Raw genomic sequence first — 14,811 nt, 5'->3', positions numbered from 1 at the left:
TGTAAATATGTAAAATGGTTGGCAGAATAATAGACAAATTAAAAATCTTTCGTTCAGGAGAACAACAAGAATGCGGGCGATTCTGGCTTGGTTGCTACCAGCAGCACTGCTGCCGCTGGCGGCGTATGCGCAAGAGGCGACGGTGAAAGAGGTTCATGATGCACCGGCGGTGCGGGGCAGTATTATCGCCAACCTGCTGCAGGAGCATGATAATCCTTTTACGCTCTACCCCTACGATACAAACTACCTGATCTACACCAATACCAGCGACATGAACAAAGAAGCGATCAGTTCCTACAACTGGTCCGAAAATGCCCGCAAAGATGAAGTGAAGTTCCAGTTGAGTCTGGCGTTTCCGATCTGGCGTGGAATTGCGGGGCCAAACTCGGTTCTGGGCGCCTCTTATACGCAGAAGTCCTGGTGGCAGTTATCCAACACAGAAGAGTCATCGCCATTTCGTGAAACCAACTATGAACCGCAGCTGTTCCTGGGTTTTGCAACAGATTACCGGTTGGCTGGATGGACGCTGCGTGACGTGGAAATGGGTTACAACCATGATTCTAACGGGCGTTCCGACCCGACATCACGTAGCTGGAACCGTCTTTACACGCGCCTGATGGCGGAAAACGGCAACTGGCTGGTGGAGGTTAAACCGTGGTACGTCATCGGCAGTACCGACGATAACCCCGATATCACCAAATACATGGGCTATTATCAGCTTAAGGTCGGCTATCACCTGGGCGATGCGGTACTGAGCGCGAAGGGCCAGTACAACTGGAATACCGGTTACGGCGGCGCGGAACTGGGGCTGAGTTATCCGATGACGAAGCATATTCGTCTCTATACCCAGGTGTATAGCGGGTACGGCGAATCGCTGATCGACTATAACTTTAATCAGACGCGTGTCGGTGTGGGTGTGATGCTCAACGATATCTTCTGATCGATGATTGTGTTTTAAACATTGCAGTTTCTCCCTCAGGCGCTGAAAATAGCGCCTGTTTTGATTTAAGCGAACGGGGTTAATGTGGCGCAGGCGGAAGTGTTGAATCTGGAATCTGGAGCTAAGCAGGTTTTGCAAGAAACCTTTGGCTACCAACAGTTTCGCCCGGGTCAGGAAGCGATCATCGACACCGTCGTTTCGGGGCGCGACTGCCTGGTCGTGATGCCGACCGGGGGCGGAAAATCCCTCTGCTATCAAATCCCTGCATTATTGCTCAACGGCCTGACCGTGGTGGTTTCGCCGCTGATCTCCCTGATGAAAGATCAGGTCGACCAACTGCTGGCGAACGGCGTGGCGGCCGCTTGTCTGAACTCGACGCAAACCCGCGAGCAGCAGCTTGAGGTGATGACAGGGTGTCGTACCGGACAAATCCGTCTGCTGTATATCGCTCCTGAACGCCTGATGCTGGATAACTTCCTTGAGCACCTGGCGCACTGGAATCCGGTGTTACTGGCCGTGGACGAAGCGCACTGCATCTCGCAGTGGGGACATGACTTCCGCCCGGAATATGCCGCACTTGGTCAGCTCAGGCAGCGTTTTCCCGCACTGCCGTTTGTCGCGCTGACCGCGACCGCCGATGAAACCACGCGGCTGGATATTGTTCGTCTGCTAGGGCTGAACGATCCCTTAATCCAGATCAGCAGTTTTGACCGTCCGAACATTCGCTACATGCTGATGGAGAAGTTTAAACCGCTCGATCAGCTGATGCGCTACGTGCAGGAACAGCGCGGTAAATCCGGGATTATTTACTGTAACAGTCGTGCGAAGGTAGAAGACACCGCTGCGCGTCTGCAAAGCCGGGGCATTAGCGCCGCGGCATACCATGCAGGGCTGGAAAATCACATCCGTGCCGACGTGCAGGAGAAATTCCAGCGCGACGACCTGCAAATCGTGGTGGCAACCGTCGCTTTTGGTATGGGCATCAACAAACCTAACGTGCGTTTTGTGGTGCATTTCGATATTCCCCGCAACATTGAGTCCTACTACCAGGAGACCGGTCGTGCCGGGCGTGACGGCCTGCCTGCGGAGGCGATGTTGTTTTACGATCCGGCGGATATGGCGTGGCTGCGCCGCTGCCTGGAAGAAAAACCGCAGGGACAGCTACAGGATATCGAACGGCACAAGCTGAATGCGATGGGCGCGTTCGCCGAGGCGCAAACCTGCCGTCGTCTGGTGCTGCTTAACTACTTCGGGGAAGGGCGTCAGGAACCGTGCGGCAACTGTGATATCTGTCTTGATCCGCCAAAACAGTATGATGGCGTGAAGGACGCACAGATTGCGCTCTCGACCATTGGTCGGGTAAACCAGCGCTTTGGGATGGGTTACGTGGTGGAAGTGATTCGCGGGGCTAACAGCCAGCGCATTCGCGAGCTCGGTCACGACAAGCTCAAAGTGTACGGTATGGGACGCGAGCAAAGTCACGAGCACTGGGTGAGCGTGATCCGCCAGTTGATTCACCTGGGTTTCGTCACTCAGAATATCGCCCAGCATTCTGCGCTACAACTCACCGACGCTTCACGTCCGCTGTTGCGCGGCGAGGTCACCCTGCAACTCGCTGTGCCGCGTATTGTCGCCCTGAAACCGCGCGTCATGCAGAAATCTTTCGGCGGCAATTACGATCGCAAACTGTTCGCTAAACTGCGCAAGCTGCGTAAAGCCATTGCCGATGAAGAGAATATCCCGCCGTACGTCGTCTTCAACGACGCCACGCTGATTGAGATGGCAGAACAGATGCCGGTTTCCGCGAGCGAAATGCTCAGCGTCAACGGGGTGGGAATGCGCAAACTGGAACGCTTCGGTAAAGCATTTATGGCGCTGATCCGCGCCCACGTCGATGGTGACGACGAAGAGTAGTCAGCCAGGCAAAAAAGTGCCAGGATGGTGACTCACTGAACTGTTTCCCCCGCGAGTATTTTCGATCATGTTAATGTTATTTCTCACCGTGGCGATGGTGCACATTGTGGCGCTGATGAGCCCAGGGCCGGATTTCTTTTTTGTCTCGCAGACGGCGGTCAGCCGCTCGCGCAAAGAAGCGATGATGGGCGTGTTGGGCATTACCTGTGGCGTCATGGTCTGGGCGGGCATCGCGCTGCTCGGCCTGCATCTGATTATCGAAAAAATGGCCTGGCTACACACCATCATTATGGTCGGCGGCGGTCTGTATCTGTGCTGGATGGGCTACCAGATGCTGCGCGGCGCGTTGAAAAAACAGGATGTCGCCGCACCCAAGCCGCAGGTTGAGCTGGCGCAAAGCGGTCGTAGTTTCCTGAAAGGGTTACTGACGAACCTGGCTAACCCGAAAGCCATCATCTACTTCGGTTCGGTCTTTTCTCTGTTTGTCGGCGACAGCGTCGGTACTGCCGCGCGCTGGGGGATTTTCGTGCTGATTATCGTTGAGACTTTCGTATGGTTTACCGTGGTTGCCAGCCTGTTTGCGCTGCCGAAAATGCGGCGTGGTTACCAGCGTATGGCGAAATGGATCGACGGTTTTGCCGGGGCGTTGTTTGCCGGGTTCGGTATCCATCTGATCATTTCGCGCTAAATCTTCGTGCCGGATACGCGCCAGCCGCTATCCGGCAACCTGTCAGGCGTGGCGCGCCGACGCCAGCAGTGCACCCACCAGCATAAACAGCGAGCCGAAGACTTTATTCAACGCCTTCATCTGCTTCGGCCCTTTGATCCACAACGCGATACGCTGCGCCAGCGTGGCGTAGCCGATCATCACTACGATATCGACCACAATGGTGGTTACGCCGAGCACGATGTACTGCATCAGCTGGGGTTCTTTGGGCATCACGAACTGTGGGAAAAGGGCCGCCAGAAAGACGATGCTTTTGGGGTTTGTCAGGTTCACGAATACGGCGCGTTTAAACAGGCGACCGCGTGACTGGGTCTGGGCCATGGTATTCAGATCAATCGCACCGGCAGCGCGCCATTGCTGGATGCCTAACCAAATCAGATAGGCAGCGCCCGCCCATTTCAGCACCTCAAAGGCGATGACGGAGCGAGAAAACAGCGTGCCCAGACCGACGCCGACCAACACGATATGAATGCCCAGTCCGGCCTGTAACCCGGCAATCGACGCCGCTGCGCCGCGATAGCCGTGATTAATGGAAGTCGTCATGGTATTGATGGCGCCGGAGCCGGGTGAAAGGCTCAAAATTATGGATGTCAGCAGGTAGGCGAACCACCATTCAAAGGTCATGAGAAACTCCCTGATTGCACTTTAAATACACTAAATAATTCGAGTTGCACAAAGGCGGCGACGCAGCGAAATCCCAGGCGCGTACAGGGAGTACATGACGGGGATGAGCGAGGAGAGCCAACGCATCTGCAGCTTGAAGTATGACGGGTATATGCCACAATACGCTACTGTTGCTGTGTTGTGTCAGACATGACTGAAAAAACGATTTTTACCTGGTAAACGAGGCTGGATACCCGATGTTTCAGCAGCAAAAAGACTGGGAAACGAGAGAAAACGCGTTTGCGGCTTTTTCCATGGGGCCGCTGACAGACTTCTGGCGTCAGCGCGAGGAAGCGGAATTGACCGGCGTCGGTCGTGTGCCGGTGCGTTTTGTCCGGTTTCGCGCAGCGCATAACGATCGTGTCATTGTCATCTGTCCGGGGCGAATTGAAAGCTATGTAAAGTACGCCGAGCTGGCGTATGACCTGTTTCATCTGGGCTTTGATGTCCTCATTATTGACCATCGCGGTCAGGGACGTTCAGGGCGCATGCTATCGGATCCTAATCGCGGTCATGTCGACAATTTCAACGACTATGTTGATGATTTATCGGCGTTCTGGGAACAGGAAGTGCAGCCGGGACCGTGGCGTAAACGTTATATTCTGGCGCACTCAATGGGTGGGGCGATTGCGACGCTGTTTTTGCAGCGTCATCCGCATCAGTGCGATGCGATCGCGCTCTGTGCGCCAATGTTTGGTATTGTGATGCGTTTACCTGACTGGATGGTGCGCCATATCCTCGACTGGGCCGAAGGTCATCAGCGTATCCGGGAAGGGTATGCGATCGGCACCGGACGCTGGTGGGCATTGCCCTTTGGCATGAATTTATTAACCCACAGTCGACAACGCTATCGGCGTAATTTACGTTTTTATGCCGATGAACCGCAGCTGCGTGTCGGCGGCCCGACCTTTCATTGGGTGCGGGAAGGTATTCTGGCGGCTGAACAGGTGCTGGCCGGTGCGGGCGATGACGCCACGCCAACGCTGCTGATTCAGGCCGAAGAAGAGCGTGTGGTGGATAACCGCATGCACGAACGTTTTTGTGAACTCCGCGCCGCAGCGGGCCATCCTGTTGAAGGGGGTCATCCGCTGGTCATTAAAGGCGCTTACCATGAGATCCTTTTTGAAAAGGACGCTATGCGCTCAGTTGCGCTTCAGGCTATCGTTGATTTTTTCAACAAGCATAACTCATCAGCGGAAACCGCTTTGCTCAGAGGTTGAATTTTTATATGTATCAGGTTGTTGCGTCTGATTTAGATGGCACACTGCTTTCTCCCGACCATACCCTCTCCCCCTACGCGAAAGAGACGTTGAAGCTGCTGACCGCACGCGGCGTTAACTTTGTCTTTGCGACCGGTCGTCATCATGTCGATGTGGGGCAGATCCGCGATAATCTGGGGATTAAGTCCTGGATGATCACCTCCAACGGTGCGCGGGTACATGACATGGACGGAAATCTGGTGTTTACCCATAACCTCGATCGCGATATTGCCAGCGATCTGTTTGGGGTGGTGAACGCGAACCCGGATATCATCACCAACGTTTATCGCAATGACGATTGGTTCATGAACCGCCATCGTCCGGATGAGATGCGCTTTTTCAAAGAGGCGGTGTTCCATTACTCGCTGTTTGAACCTGGTTTACTGGAGCCGGAAGGCGTCAGCAAAGTGTTTTTCACCAGTCATTCCCATGACATCCTGCTGCCGCTGGAACAGGCCATTAATGCGCGCTGGGGCGATCGCGTGAACGTGAGCTTCTCTACGCTCACCTGCCTGGAAGTGATGGCGGGCGGCGTGTCGAAAGGCCATGCGCTGGAAGCGGTCGCCAAAGCGATGGGTTACAGCCTCAAAGATTGCATCGCGTTTGGCGACGGCATGAACGACGCTGAAATGCTGTCGATGGCGGGTAAAGGCTGCATTATGGGCAATGCCCACCAGCGCCTGAAGGATTTGCATCCGGAGCTGGAAGTGATTGGCATCAACGTCGATGATGCGGTGCCGCACTATCTGCGCGATCTTTTCTTACGCTAAGATGACTGCGCGTTAATTAATCAGTTGTCAACTTAACTCTCCGCTACAATGGATACTCCTTATTCTAAGAGATATCCATTGTGGCGTTACTGATCATTACCACGATCCTGTGGGCCTTCTCCTTCAGCCTGTTCGGGGAATACCTTGCCGGACATGTCGATAGCTACTTTGCGGTGCTGGTTCGGGTCGGTCTGGCCGCACTGGTGTTCCTGCCTTTCCTGCGTACGCGCGGGCACAGCCTGAAAACTATCGGCCTGTATATGCTGGTGGGCGCCATGCAGCTTGGCATCATGTATATGCTGAGTTTCCATGCTTATCTCTACCTGACCGTCTCTGAACTGCTGCTGTTTACCGTGTTGACGCCGCTCTATATCACGCTGATTTACGATCTGATGAGTAAACGGCGGCTGCGCTGGGGCTATGCTTTCAGCGCGTTGCTGGCGGTGATTGGCGCAGGGATTATTCGCTATGACCAGGTGACCGATCACTTCTGGACCGGTCTGCTGCTGGTACAGCTTTCCAACATCAGTTTTGCCATCGGCATGGTGGGCTATAAACGCCTGATGGAGACGCGCCCGATGCCGCAGCATAACGCGTTTGCATGGTTTTACATCGGCGCGTTTCTGGTCGCGGTAGTCGCCTGGTTCATGCTGGGCAATGCGCAGAAAATGCCGGAAACTACGCTCCAGTGGGGGATTCTGGTGTTCCTGGGCGTGGCCGCTTCAGGGATCGGCTACTTTATGTGGAACTACGGTGCGACACAGGTCGATGCGGGCACGCTCGGCATTATGAACAATATGCATGTGCCCGCCGGGCTGCTGGTCAACCTGGCGATCTGGCACCAACAGCCTCACTGGCCCAGTTTTATTACAGGCGCGATGGTGATACTGGCTTCACTGTGGGTGCATCGCCGCTGGGTCGCTCCGCGCTCCGAACAAACGGCAGATGATCGCAGGCGTGATTGCGCGCCGATCGAATAAACGCCTCAGTCACCGGCTGGCGCTGCTCGCCGTCACGCACGGCGGCGTACAGGCGGCTCCATAAGCCTTCTCCCAGGGTTCTGGTCACGACCAGACCCTGACGTTCAAAACTCTCCACGACCCAGTGCGGCAGGGCGGCAATGCCCATGTTCGCCGCCACCATCTGAATCAACAGCAGAGTATTATCCACGCTTTTCAGTGACGGGCTGACCCCTGCGGGCTGAAGAAAATGACGCCAGACGTCTAGTCGACTGCGCTGTACCGGATAGATCAGCAGCGTTTCGCTGGCTAAATCTTCCGGCGTGATCTGCGTTTTGCTGGTCAGCGGATGCTCGGGGGCCAGCACCAGGAGGACTTCAAAATCAAACATCGGCGAATAGTGCAGCCCGCTGCGCGGCAGAATGTCAGAGGTCATCACCAGATCCAACTCGTCCTGCTGGAGTGCCGGTTGAGGGTCAAACGTCACGCCGGATTTAAAATCCATCTCCACCTGCGGCCATTTGGCGCGGAAGTTTTCCAGCGCCGGGGTCAGCCACTGAATACAGCTATGACATTCAATGGCGATACGCAGACGGGTCTGCTGCGGTTCGTTGCAGGCCTGTAACGCGCGGTTAATTTGCGGCAGTACCTGGCTGGCCAGTTGCAACAGGATCTCACCCTGTGGGGTGAAACGCAGCGGCTGACTTTTACGTATGAATAGCCGAAAGCCAAGGCGCTGTTCCAGATCGCTGAACTGGTGAGACAGGGCGGATTGGGTCTGATGCAGCGTCGCCGCGGCGGCTGCCAGTGACCCGGTATTCCGCAACGCCTGGAGCGTTTTCAGGTGTTTAATCTCGATCATGAAAGTCCTTCACTTCGGCATGAACAAATTGCGCTTGAGGAATATACAGTACTTGCGAATTATAGCAGTGTAAACATCTGGACGGCTAAAACCTGCAAATTTTCTAAGAGGCATACAATGACAATACTGAATCACACCCTCGGTTTTCCTCGTGTTGGCCTGCGTCGCGAGCTGAAAAAAGCGCAAGAGAGCTACTGGGCGGGCAATGCGACCCGTGAAGAACTGCTGGCGGTGGGCCGCGAACTGCGTGCGCGCCACTGGGATCAACAAAAGCAAGCGGGTATCGATCTTCTGCCGGTCGGCGACTTCGCCTGGTACGACCATGTTCTGACCACCAGCCTGTTGCTCGGTAACGTCCCGGCTCGTCATCAGAACAAAGACGGCTCCGTCGATATCGACACTCTGTTCCGCATTGGTCGCGGTCGTGCGCCGACCGGCGAACCGGCGGCAGCGGCAGAAATGACCAAATGGTTTAACACCAACTATCACTACATGGTGCCGGAGTTCGTTAAAGGTCAGCAGTTCAAACTGACCTGGACACAACTGCTGGATGAAGTGGACGAAGCGCTGGCGCTGGGTCACAAGGTGAAACCTGTGCTGCTCGGCCCGGTGACTTATCTGTGGCTGGGCAAAGTGAAGGGCGAGTCGTTCGATCGTCTGAGCCTGCTGAAAGACATTCTGCCGGTTTATCAGCAGGTGCTGGCGGAACTGGCAAAACGCGGCATCGAGTGGGTGCAGATCGACGAACCTGCGCTGGTGCTGGAACTGCCGCAGGCGTGGCTGAATGCCTTCAGACCGGCCTACGATGCGCTTTCCGGGCAGGTGAAACTGCTGCTGACCACCTACTTTGAAGGGGGGACGCCTAACCTTGATACCATTGCCGCGCTGCCGGTACAGGGACTGCACGTTGACCTGGTCCACGGTAAAGATGACGTGGCAGCGCTGCACAAACGCCTGCCGACTGACTGGCTGCTGTCTGCAGGGCTGGTCAATGGACGTAACGTCTGGCGTGCCGATCTGACAGAAAAATATGCCCAGATTAAAGATATCGTAGGCCTTCGCGATCTGTGGGTGGCCTCGTCCTGCTCACTGCTGCACAGCCCGATCGACCTGAGCGTTGAAACGCGTCTGGATGCGGAAGTGAAGAGCTGGTTTGCCTTCGCCCTGCAAAAGTGTGGTGAACTGACGCTGCTGCGCGATGCGCTGAACAGCGGCGATACCGCCGCCATCGCCGAATGGAGCGCCCCGATTCAGGCGCGTCGCCACTCAACCCGCGTGCACAATGCGGCAGTGGAAAAACGTCTGGCGGCCATCACCGCACAGGACAGCCAGCGGGCGAACCCGTACGAGGTGCGTGCTGAAGCTCAGCGTGCGCGCTTCAACCTGCCAGCGTGGCCAACGACCACTATCGGTTCTTTCCCGCAGACCACTGAAATCCGCGGCCTGCGTCTGGACTTCAAAAAAGGTCAGCTTGATGCCAACAACTACCGCACCGGCATTGCGGAGCATATTAAGCAGGCGATTGTAGAGCAGGAGCGTCTGGGCCTGGACGTGCTGGTCCACGGCGAAGCCGAGCGTAACGACATGGTGGAATATTTTGGCGAGCACCTCGACGGTTTCGTTTTCACCCAGAACGGCTGGGTGCAGAGCTACGGCTCTCGCTGTGTGAAACCGCCGGTGGTGATCGGCGACGTCAGCCGTCCGGAAGCGATCACCGTGGAATGGGCGAAGTATGCGCAGTCGCTGACTGACAAACCGGTAAAAGGCATGCTGACCGGCCCGGTGACCATTCTCTGCTGGTCCTTCCCGCGTGAAGATGTCACCCGCGAAACCATCGCCAAACAGATCGCGCTGGCACTGCGTGATGAGGTGGCGGATCTGGAGGCGGCAGGCATTGGCATCATTCAGATTGATGAACCCGCACTGCGTGAAGGGCTGCCGTTGCGTCGTAGCGACTGGGCCGCTTATCTGGCGTGGGGTGTGGAAGCGTTCCGCATCAACGCGGCGGTGGCGAAAGACGATACCCAGATCCACACCCACATGTGTTACTGCGAGTTTAACGACATCATGGATTCTATTGCCGCGCTGGATGCCGACGTGATCACCATTGAGACCTCACGTTCCGACATGGAACTGCTGGAGTCGTTCGAAGAGTTCGACTATCCGAACGAAATCGGGCCGGGCGTGTATGACATTCACTCGCCGAACGTCCCGAGCGTGGAGTGGATTGAGGCGCTGTTGCAAAAAGCGGCACAGCGTATCCCCGCTGAACGCCTGTGGGTGAACCCGGACTGCGGCCTGAAAACCCGCGGCTGGCCGGAAACCCGCGCCGCGCTGGCGAACATGGTGCAAGCCGCGCAGAATCTGCGTCAGGCATAATCTCCGTAGGCCGGGTAAGGCGAAGCCGCCACCCGGCCTGTTGTCGGGTGGCGGTCCAGACCTGCGTTATTTCTTACTTCCGTACTGCGCGAACCACACCAGCATTCTTTGCCAGCCGTCTTTGGCGGATTCTTCGTGATAGCTCGAGCGGTAGTCGGCATTGAAGGCATGACCGGCATCGGGATAGACGACAATCTCCGTATTGGCGTTAGCGGCGCGTAAGGCCTGGCGCATGGTCTCCACGCTCTCCTGCGAAATACTGTTATCCTGCCCGCCGTACAGACCTAATACCGGGGCGTTCAGATCGGTCGCCACATCGACAGGGTGCTTCGGCGAATTCAACGACTTATCGCCAACCAGCTTTCCATACCAGGCTACGGCGGCTTTCAGTTGCGGATTATGCGCCGCGTACAGCCACGCAATACGTCCGCCCCAACAAAAGCCAGTGATCATCAGACGATGAACATCACCACCGTTGCGGGACGCCCAACTGGCGACGTGATCCAGATCGGCCAGAACCTGAGAATCCGGCACTTTTGCCACCAGACCGCTCAGTAGCGTGGGAATATCGGCGAAATCATTGGGATCGCCCTCGCGGAAGTAGAGTTCTGGCGCGATAGCCAGATATCCGTCCAGCGCCAGACGACGGCAGATGTCGCGGATATGTTCATGCACGCCAAAGATTTCCTGCACTACAATGACCACAGGCAGTGGGCCATCGCTCTTTTTCGGCCGGGCGTGAAACGCCGGCATATCGTCCCCCTGGGAAGGGATTGACGTAATACCCGCGACGATGGCGTCGTCCGGGGTATGAACTGAGGTAGAGGCAATAGGGGATGCTGCAGGTGCAAAACCGGTTTGTGGTGTTGATGTCATGGTATTCTCCGTACCCTTAGAAAAATAGCGCACTATTAACTATAGACAGGCTTTAACCATTCACACTGCCTCAAACGGCTCGCTTTTTGCGCAAAGAAAGAGAGAATCGGGTTGTTAATGTGATGTTCGTCACTTTTTATCAGTAAATTCATGCAACTGAATTGCTCCATGGTGATGATGGTCACGAAAATATCTTAAGTCCTTCGGTAAAGTGTCTTTTTGCTTCTTCTGACAAAAACCGAATCACAGAGGAGTTTTATATGTCCAGGTCTGACGTTTTTCATCTCGGCCTCACCAAGAACGATTTACAAGGGGCTACGCTGGCTATCGTCCCTGGCGATCCGGAACGTGTGGAAAAGATCGCCGCGCTGATGGAGAAGCCGGTTAAGCTGGCATCTCACCGTGAATTCACCACCTGGCGTGCAGAGCTGGACGGTAAAGCCGTCATCGTCTGCTCGACCGGTATCGGCGGCCCATCTACCTCAATTGCGGTGGAAGAGTTAGCTCAGTTGGGCATTCGTACCTTCCTGCGTATTGGTACCACTGGCGCTATTCAGCCGCACATCAATGTCGGCGATGTTCTGGTCACCACGGCGTCCGTTCGTCTGGATGGCGCGAGCCTGCACTTTGCTCCGATGGAGTACCCGGCAGTCGCTGATTTTGAATGCACTACCGCGCTGGTTGAAGCGGCAAAATCCATCGGTGCCACCACTCACGTGGGCGTAACCGCCTCTTCTGACACCTTCTACCCAGGCCAGGAACGTTACGACACCTTCTCCGGTCGCGTAGTACGTCGTTTCAAAGGCTCTATGGAAGAGTGGCAGTCAATGGGCGTGATGAACTACGAAATGGAGTCCGCCACGCTGCTGACCATGTGCGCAAGCCAGGGCCTGCGCGCCGGGATGGTTGCGGGTGTGATCGTTAACCGTACTCAGCAAGAGATCCCGAATGCTGAGACGATGAAACAAACCGAAAGCCATGCGGTGAAAATCGTGGTGGAAGCGGCACGTCGTCTCATCTAATTCTCTTCTCTTCCGTAAAAGGCCGATGCGTTCGGCCTTTTGCTTTTACGCGATTATTTGCGTAGCGCCTCGCAGGAAAGTTCTTTAAAACTGGACGTTTATACAGCACAATTCTATTTTGTGCGGGTGATGTATGGCGTCGGGAGGCATTTTGGATATCTCAATCATCATTTATGCGGTTATTGCGCTGGCGGGCATTGCGCTTGGCTGGCTGATGGCCAGCTATCAGCATGCGCAACAGAAAGCCGAGCAATTCGCTGAACGTGAAGAGATGGTGGCGGCATTAAGCGCAGCCAGACAACAGCTTGCCCAAAGTGAACACTGGCGCGATGAGTGTGAATTACTCAATAACGAATTGCGTAGTCTGCGCAGTATTAACACCTCTCTGGAAGCGGATTTGCGTGAAGTGACCACGCGAATGGAAGCCACACAGCAGCATGCGGAAGATAAAATCCGCCAGATGATCAACAGCGAGCAGCGTCTGAGCGAACAGTTTGAAAATCTGGCAAACCGAATCTTTGAGCAAAGCAATCGCCGGGTTGATGAGCAAAACCGACAGAGCCTGAATGGTCTGCTGACGCCGCTGCGTGAACAACTGGACGGTTTCCGTCGCCAGGTTCAGGACAGCTTTGGTCAGGAAGCGCGCGAACGTCACACCTTGGCGCATGAAATTCGCAATCTCCAACAGCTTAATGCACAAATGGCCCAGGAAGCGGTCAACCTGACGCGTGCGCTAAAAGGCGATAACAAAACGCAGGGGAACTGGGGCGAAGTGGTGCTCACCCGCGTGCTGGAGGCCTCCGGGTTACGGGAAGGATACGAGTACGAAACGCAGGTCAGTATCGAGAATGACGTCCGTTCCCGTATGCAGCCCGACGTAATTGTGCGTTTGCCGCAGGGGAAAGATGTGGTGATCGACGCCAAAATGACGCTGGTGGCCTATGAACGCTATTTTAATGCGGAAGACGATTACACCCGCGAAAGCGCACTTCAGGAGCACATCGCTTCGGTGCGTAACCATATCCGCCTGTTGGGACGTAAGGACTACCAGCAGCTTCCGGGACTACGCACGCTGGATTACGTGCTGATGTTTATCCCGGTGGAGCCCGCGTTTCTGTTAGCGCTCGACCGACAGCCCGAACTGATTACCGAGGCGCTTAAAAATAATATTATGCTGGTCAGCCCCACGACGTTACTGGTGGCGTTGCGAACCATTGCGAATCTGTGGCGTTACGAGCATCAAAGTCGTAATGCGCAACAGATTGCGGACCGTGCGAGTAAGCTCTACGACAAGATGCGCCTCTTTGTCGATGATATGTCCTCCATCGGGCAGAGTCTGGACAAAGCGCAGGATAACTATCGTCAGGCGATGAAAAAGCTGTCGTCGGGGCGCGGCAACGTGCTGGCGCAGGCCGAAGCGTTTCGCGGCTTAGGGGTAGAAATTAAGCGCGAGATTAATCCTGAACTGGCGGAACAGGCCACGACGCAGGATGAAGAGTATCGGTTGCGATCGGTACCTGAAGAGCAGGAAGATGCATCTTATTCCGACGATGACGGGATAAAGCAGCAATCGAATTAGTCCGTTCGGGGTAGCCAGGACGGGCAGAAGGGTAGGGCAATGAGCCCCAATCTGTTACACTTCTCGAACAATTTTTTGATGAGCAGGCACTGAGATGGTGGATAATTCACAAGAAACGACGCACTTTGGTTTTCAGACTGTCGCTAAAGAGCATAAAGCGGACATGGTGGCCCACGTTTTTCATTCTGTGGCATCAAAATATGATGTTATGAATGATTTGATGTCTTTTGGCATTCATCGTTTGTGGAAACGCTTCACCATCGACTGTAGCGGCGTCCGCCGTGGTCAGACAGTGCTGGATTTAGCCGGCGGAACCGGCGATCTGACGGCCAAATTCTCCCGTCTGGTCGGGGAGACTGGCAAGGTAATTCTGGCGGACATCAATGACTCGATGCTCAAAATGGGCCGTGAGAAGCTGCGCAATATTGGCGTGATTGGCAACGTAGAATACGTTCAGGCCAATGCGGAAGCGCTGCCGTTCCCGGACAATACCTTTGACTGCATTACGATTTCCTTCGGTTTGCGTAACGTCACGGACAAAGACAAAGCTCTGCGTTCCATGTTCCGTGTCCTGAAACCGGGTGGTCGTCTGCTGGTGCTGGAATTCTCTAAACCGATTATCGAGCCGCTGAGCAAAGCGTACGATGCCTACTCTTTCCATATCCTGCCGCGTATCGGTTCAATGGTCGCCAATGATGCCGACAGCTATCGCTATCTGGCGGAATCCATTCGTATGCATCCCGATCAGGACACATTGAAAGCGATGATGCAGGACGCCGGGTTCGAAAGCGTCGACTATTACAACCTGACAGCGGGTGTGGTTGCGCTACATCGCGGCTATAAGTTCTGACAGGAGAACGG

13 protein-coding genes are annotated in these 14,811 nt (G+C 55.2%); 10 read left to right on the top strand and 3 right to left on the bottom strand.

Annotation, left to right across the window (positions count from 1 at the left end; all coding sequences use genetic code 11):
- Positions 1-70: 70 nt before the first annotated feature.
- The 3 genes from pldA to rhtC all read left to right on the top strand — a co-directional run bounded on the left by pldA (position 71) and on the right by rhtC (position 3,542).
- The gene (pldA, locus tag WM46_RS19075; protein ID WP_061075761.1) at positions 71-940 is read left to right on the top strand and encodes a phospholipase A; all 870 of its coding nucleotides are present in this window, start codon (positions 71-73) and stop codon (positions 938-940) included.
- A gap of 84 nt (positions 941-1,024) precedes the next feature.
- On the top strand, positions 1,025-2,854 hold the full coding sequence (gene recQ / locus WM46_RS19070) for an ATP-dependent DNA helicase RecQ (RefSeq protein WP_102603044.1): 1,830 nt from the start codon (positions 1,025-1,027) through the stop codon (positions 2,852-2,854).
- A 67-nt stretch (positions 2,855-2,921) separates the two neighbouring features.
- Positions 2,922-3,542 (top strand): threonine export protein RhtC, encoded by a 621-nt coding sequence (gene rhtC, locus WM46_RS19065; protein WP_102603043.1) that lies wholly within the window; start codon positions 2,922-2,924, stop codon positions 3,540-3,542.
- 42 nt (positions 3,543-3,584) lie between these two features.
- Here the strand turns inward: rhtC and rhtB are convergent, their stop codons facing one another.
- Positions 3,585-4,205: a homoserine/homoserine lactone efflux protein gene (gene rhtB, locus WM46_RS19060; RefSeq protein ID WP_061075760.1), complete on the bottom strand. Its 621-nt coding sequence runs from the start codon at positions 4,203-4,205 to the stop codon at positions 3,585-3,587.
- 236 nt (positions 4,206-4,441) lie between these two features.
- Here rhtB and pldB point away from each other — a divergent pair, with 236 nt between their 5' ends.
- From pldB to bioP, 3 genes are all read left to right on the top strand, one after another.
- Positions 4,442-5,464, top strand: coding sequence for a lysophospholipase L2 (pldB, locus tag WM46_RS19055; protein WP_102603042.1), 1,023 nt, complete (start codon positions 4,442-4,444; stop codon positions 5,462-5,464).
- Positions 5,465-5,472: 8 nt separating this feature from the next.
- Positions 5,473-6,273, top strand: coding sequence for a sugar/pyridoxal phosphate phosphatase YigL (gene yigL / locus WM46_RS19050; protein ID WP_061075759.1), 801 nt, complete (start codon positions 5,473-5,475; stop codon positions 6,271-6,273).
- Between the two features lie 80 nt (positions 6,274-6,353).
- The gene (gene bioP, locus WM46_RS19045) at positions 6,354-7,253 is read left to right on the top strand and encodes a biotin transporter (RefSeq protein WP_061075758.1); all 900 of its coding nucleotides are present in this window, start codon (positions 6,354-6,356) and stop codon (positions 7,251-7,253) included.
- Here bioP and metR read toward each other — a convergent pair.
- On the bottom strand, positions 7,141-8,094 hold the full coding sequence (gene metR / locus WM46_RS19040; protein WP_102603041.1) for an HTH-type transcriptional regulator MetR: 954 nt from the start codon (positions 8,092-8,094) through the stop codon (positions 7,141-7,143). The genes bioP and metR overlap by 113 nt on opposite strands.
- Before the next feature lie 117 nt (positions 8,095-8,211).
- Here metR and metE point away from each other — a divergent pair, with 117 nt between their 5' ends.
- A complete protein-coding gene (gene metE, locus WM46_RS19035; protein WP_102603040.1) occupies positions 8,212-10,473 on the top strand; it encodes a 5-methyltetrahydropteroyltriglutamate--homocysteine S-methyltransferase in 2,262 nt (753 codons plus the stop codon).
- Positions 10,474-10,539: 66 nt separating this feature from the next.
- Here the strand turns inward: metE and WM46_RS19030 are convergent, their stop codons facing one another.
- Positions 10,540-11,349 (bottom strand): dienelactone hydrolase family protein, encoded by an 810-nt coding sequence (locus tag WM46_RS19030; protein ID WP_102603039.1) that lies wholly within the window; start codon positions 11,347-11,349, stop codon positions 10,540-10,542.
- Positions 11,350-11,609: 260 nt separating this feature from the next.
- Between WM46_RS19030 and udp the strand changes: the two genes are divergently transcribed.
- The 3 genes from udp to ubiE all read left to right on the top strand — a co-directional run bounded on the left by udp (position 11,610) and on the right by ubiE (position 14,800).
- Positions 11,610-12,371 (top strand): uridine phosphorylase, encoded by a 762-nt coding sequence (gene udp / locus WM46_RS19025; protein ID WP_042998824.1) that lies wholly within the window; start codon positions 11,610-11,612, stop codon positions 12,369-12,371.
- A gap of 151 nt (positions 12,372-12,522) precedes the next feature.
- Positions 12,523-13,950: a DNA recombination protein RmuC gene (gene rmuC, locus WM46_RS19020; RefSeq protein WP_102603857.1), complete on the top strand. Its 1,428-nt coding sequence runs from the start codon at positions 12,523-12,525 to the stop codon at positions 13,948-13,950.
- 94 nt (positions 13,951-14,044) lie between these two features.
- Positions 14,045-14,800 (top strand): bifunctional demethylmenaquinone methyltransferase/2-methoxy-6-polyprenyl-1,4-benzoquinol methylase UbiE, encoded by a 756-nt coding sequence (ubiE, locus tag WM46_RS19015; protein ID WP_042326162.1) that lies wholly within the window; start codon positions 14,045-14,047, stop codon positions 14,798-14,800.
- The last annotated feature ends 11 nt before the right edge of the window (positions 14,801-14,811 follow it).

The sequence above is a fragment of the Citrobacter freundii complex sp. CFNIH2 genome (assembly GCF_002880615.1).
GTDB classification, from domain to species: Bacteria; Pseudomonadota; Gammaproteobacteria; order Enterobacterales; family Enterobacteriaceae; genus Citrobacter_A; species Citrobacter_A amalonaticus_F.
The sequence above is the reverse complement of the archived record's forward strand: the minus strand, read 5'-3'. Positions and strand labels throughout refer to the sequence as shown.

Coding starts and splice junctions, on each gene's coding strand:
- WM46_RS19030 (WP_102603039.1), bottom strand. CDS start 11,349: ATGACATCAACACCACAAACCGGTTTTGCACCTGCAGCATCCCCTATT.
- pldB (WP_102603042.1), top strand. CDS start 4,442: ATGTTTCAGCAGCAAAAAGACTGGGAAACGAGAGAAAACGCGTTTGCG.
- pldA (WP_061075761.1), top strand. CDS start 71: ATGCGGGCGATTCTGGCTTGGTTGCTACCAGCAGCACTGCTGCCGCTG.
- yigL (WP_061075759.1), top strand. CDS start 5,473: ATGTATCAGGTTGTTGCGTCTGATTTAGATGGCACACTGCTTTCTCCC.
- rhtC (WP_102603043.1), top strand. CDS start 2,922: ATGTTAATGTTATTTCTCACCGTGGCGATGGTGCACATTGTGGCGCTG.
- metE (WP_102603040.1), top strand. CDS start 8,212: ATGACAATACTGAATCACACCCTCGGTTTTCCTCGTGTTGGCCTGCGT.
- rhtB (WP_061075760.1), bottom strand. CDS start 4,205: ATGACCTTTGAATGGTGGTTCGCCTACCTGCTGACATCCATAATTTTG.
- metR (WP_102603041.1), bottom strand. CDS start 8,094: ATGATCGAGATTAAACACCTGAAAACGCTCCAGGCGTTGCGGAATACC.
- ubiE (WP_042326162.1), top strand. CDS start 14,045: ATGGTGGATAATTCACAAGAAACGACGCACTTTGGTTTTCAGACTGTC.
- udp (WP_042998824.1), top strand. CDS start 11,610: ATGTCCAGGTCTGACGTTTTTCATCTCGGCCTCACCAAGAACGATTTA.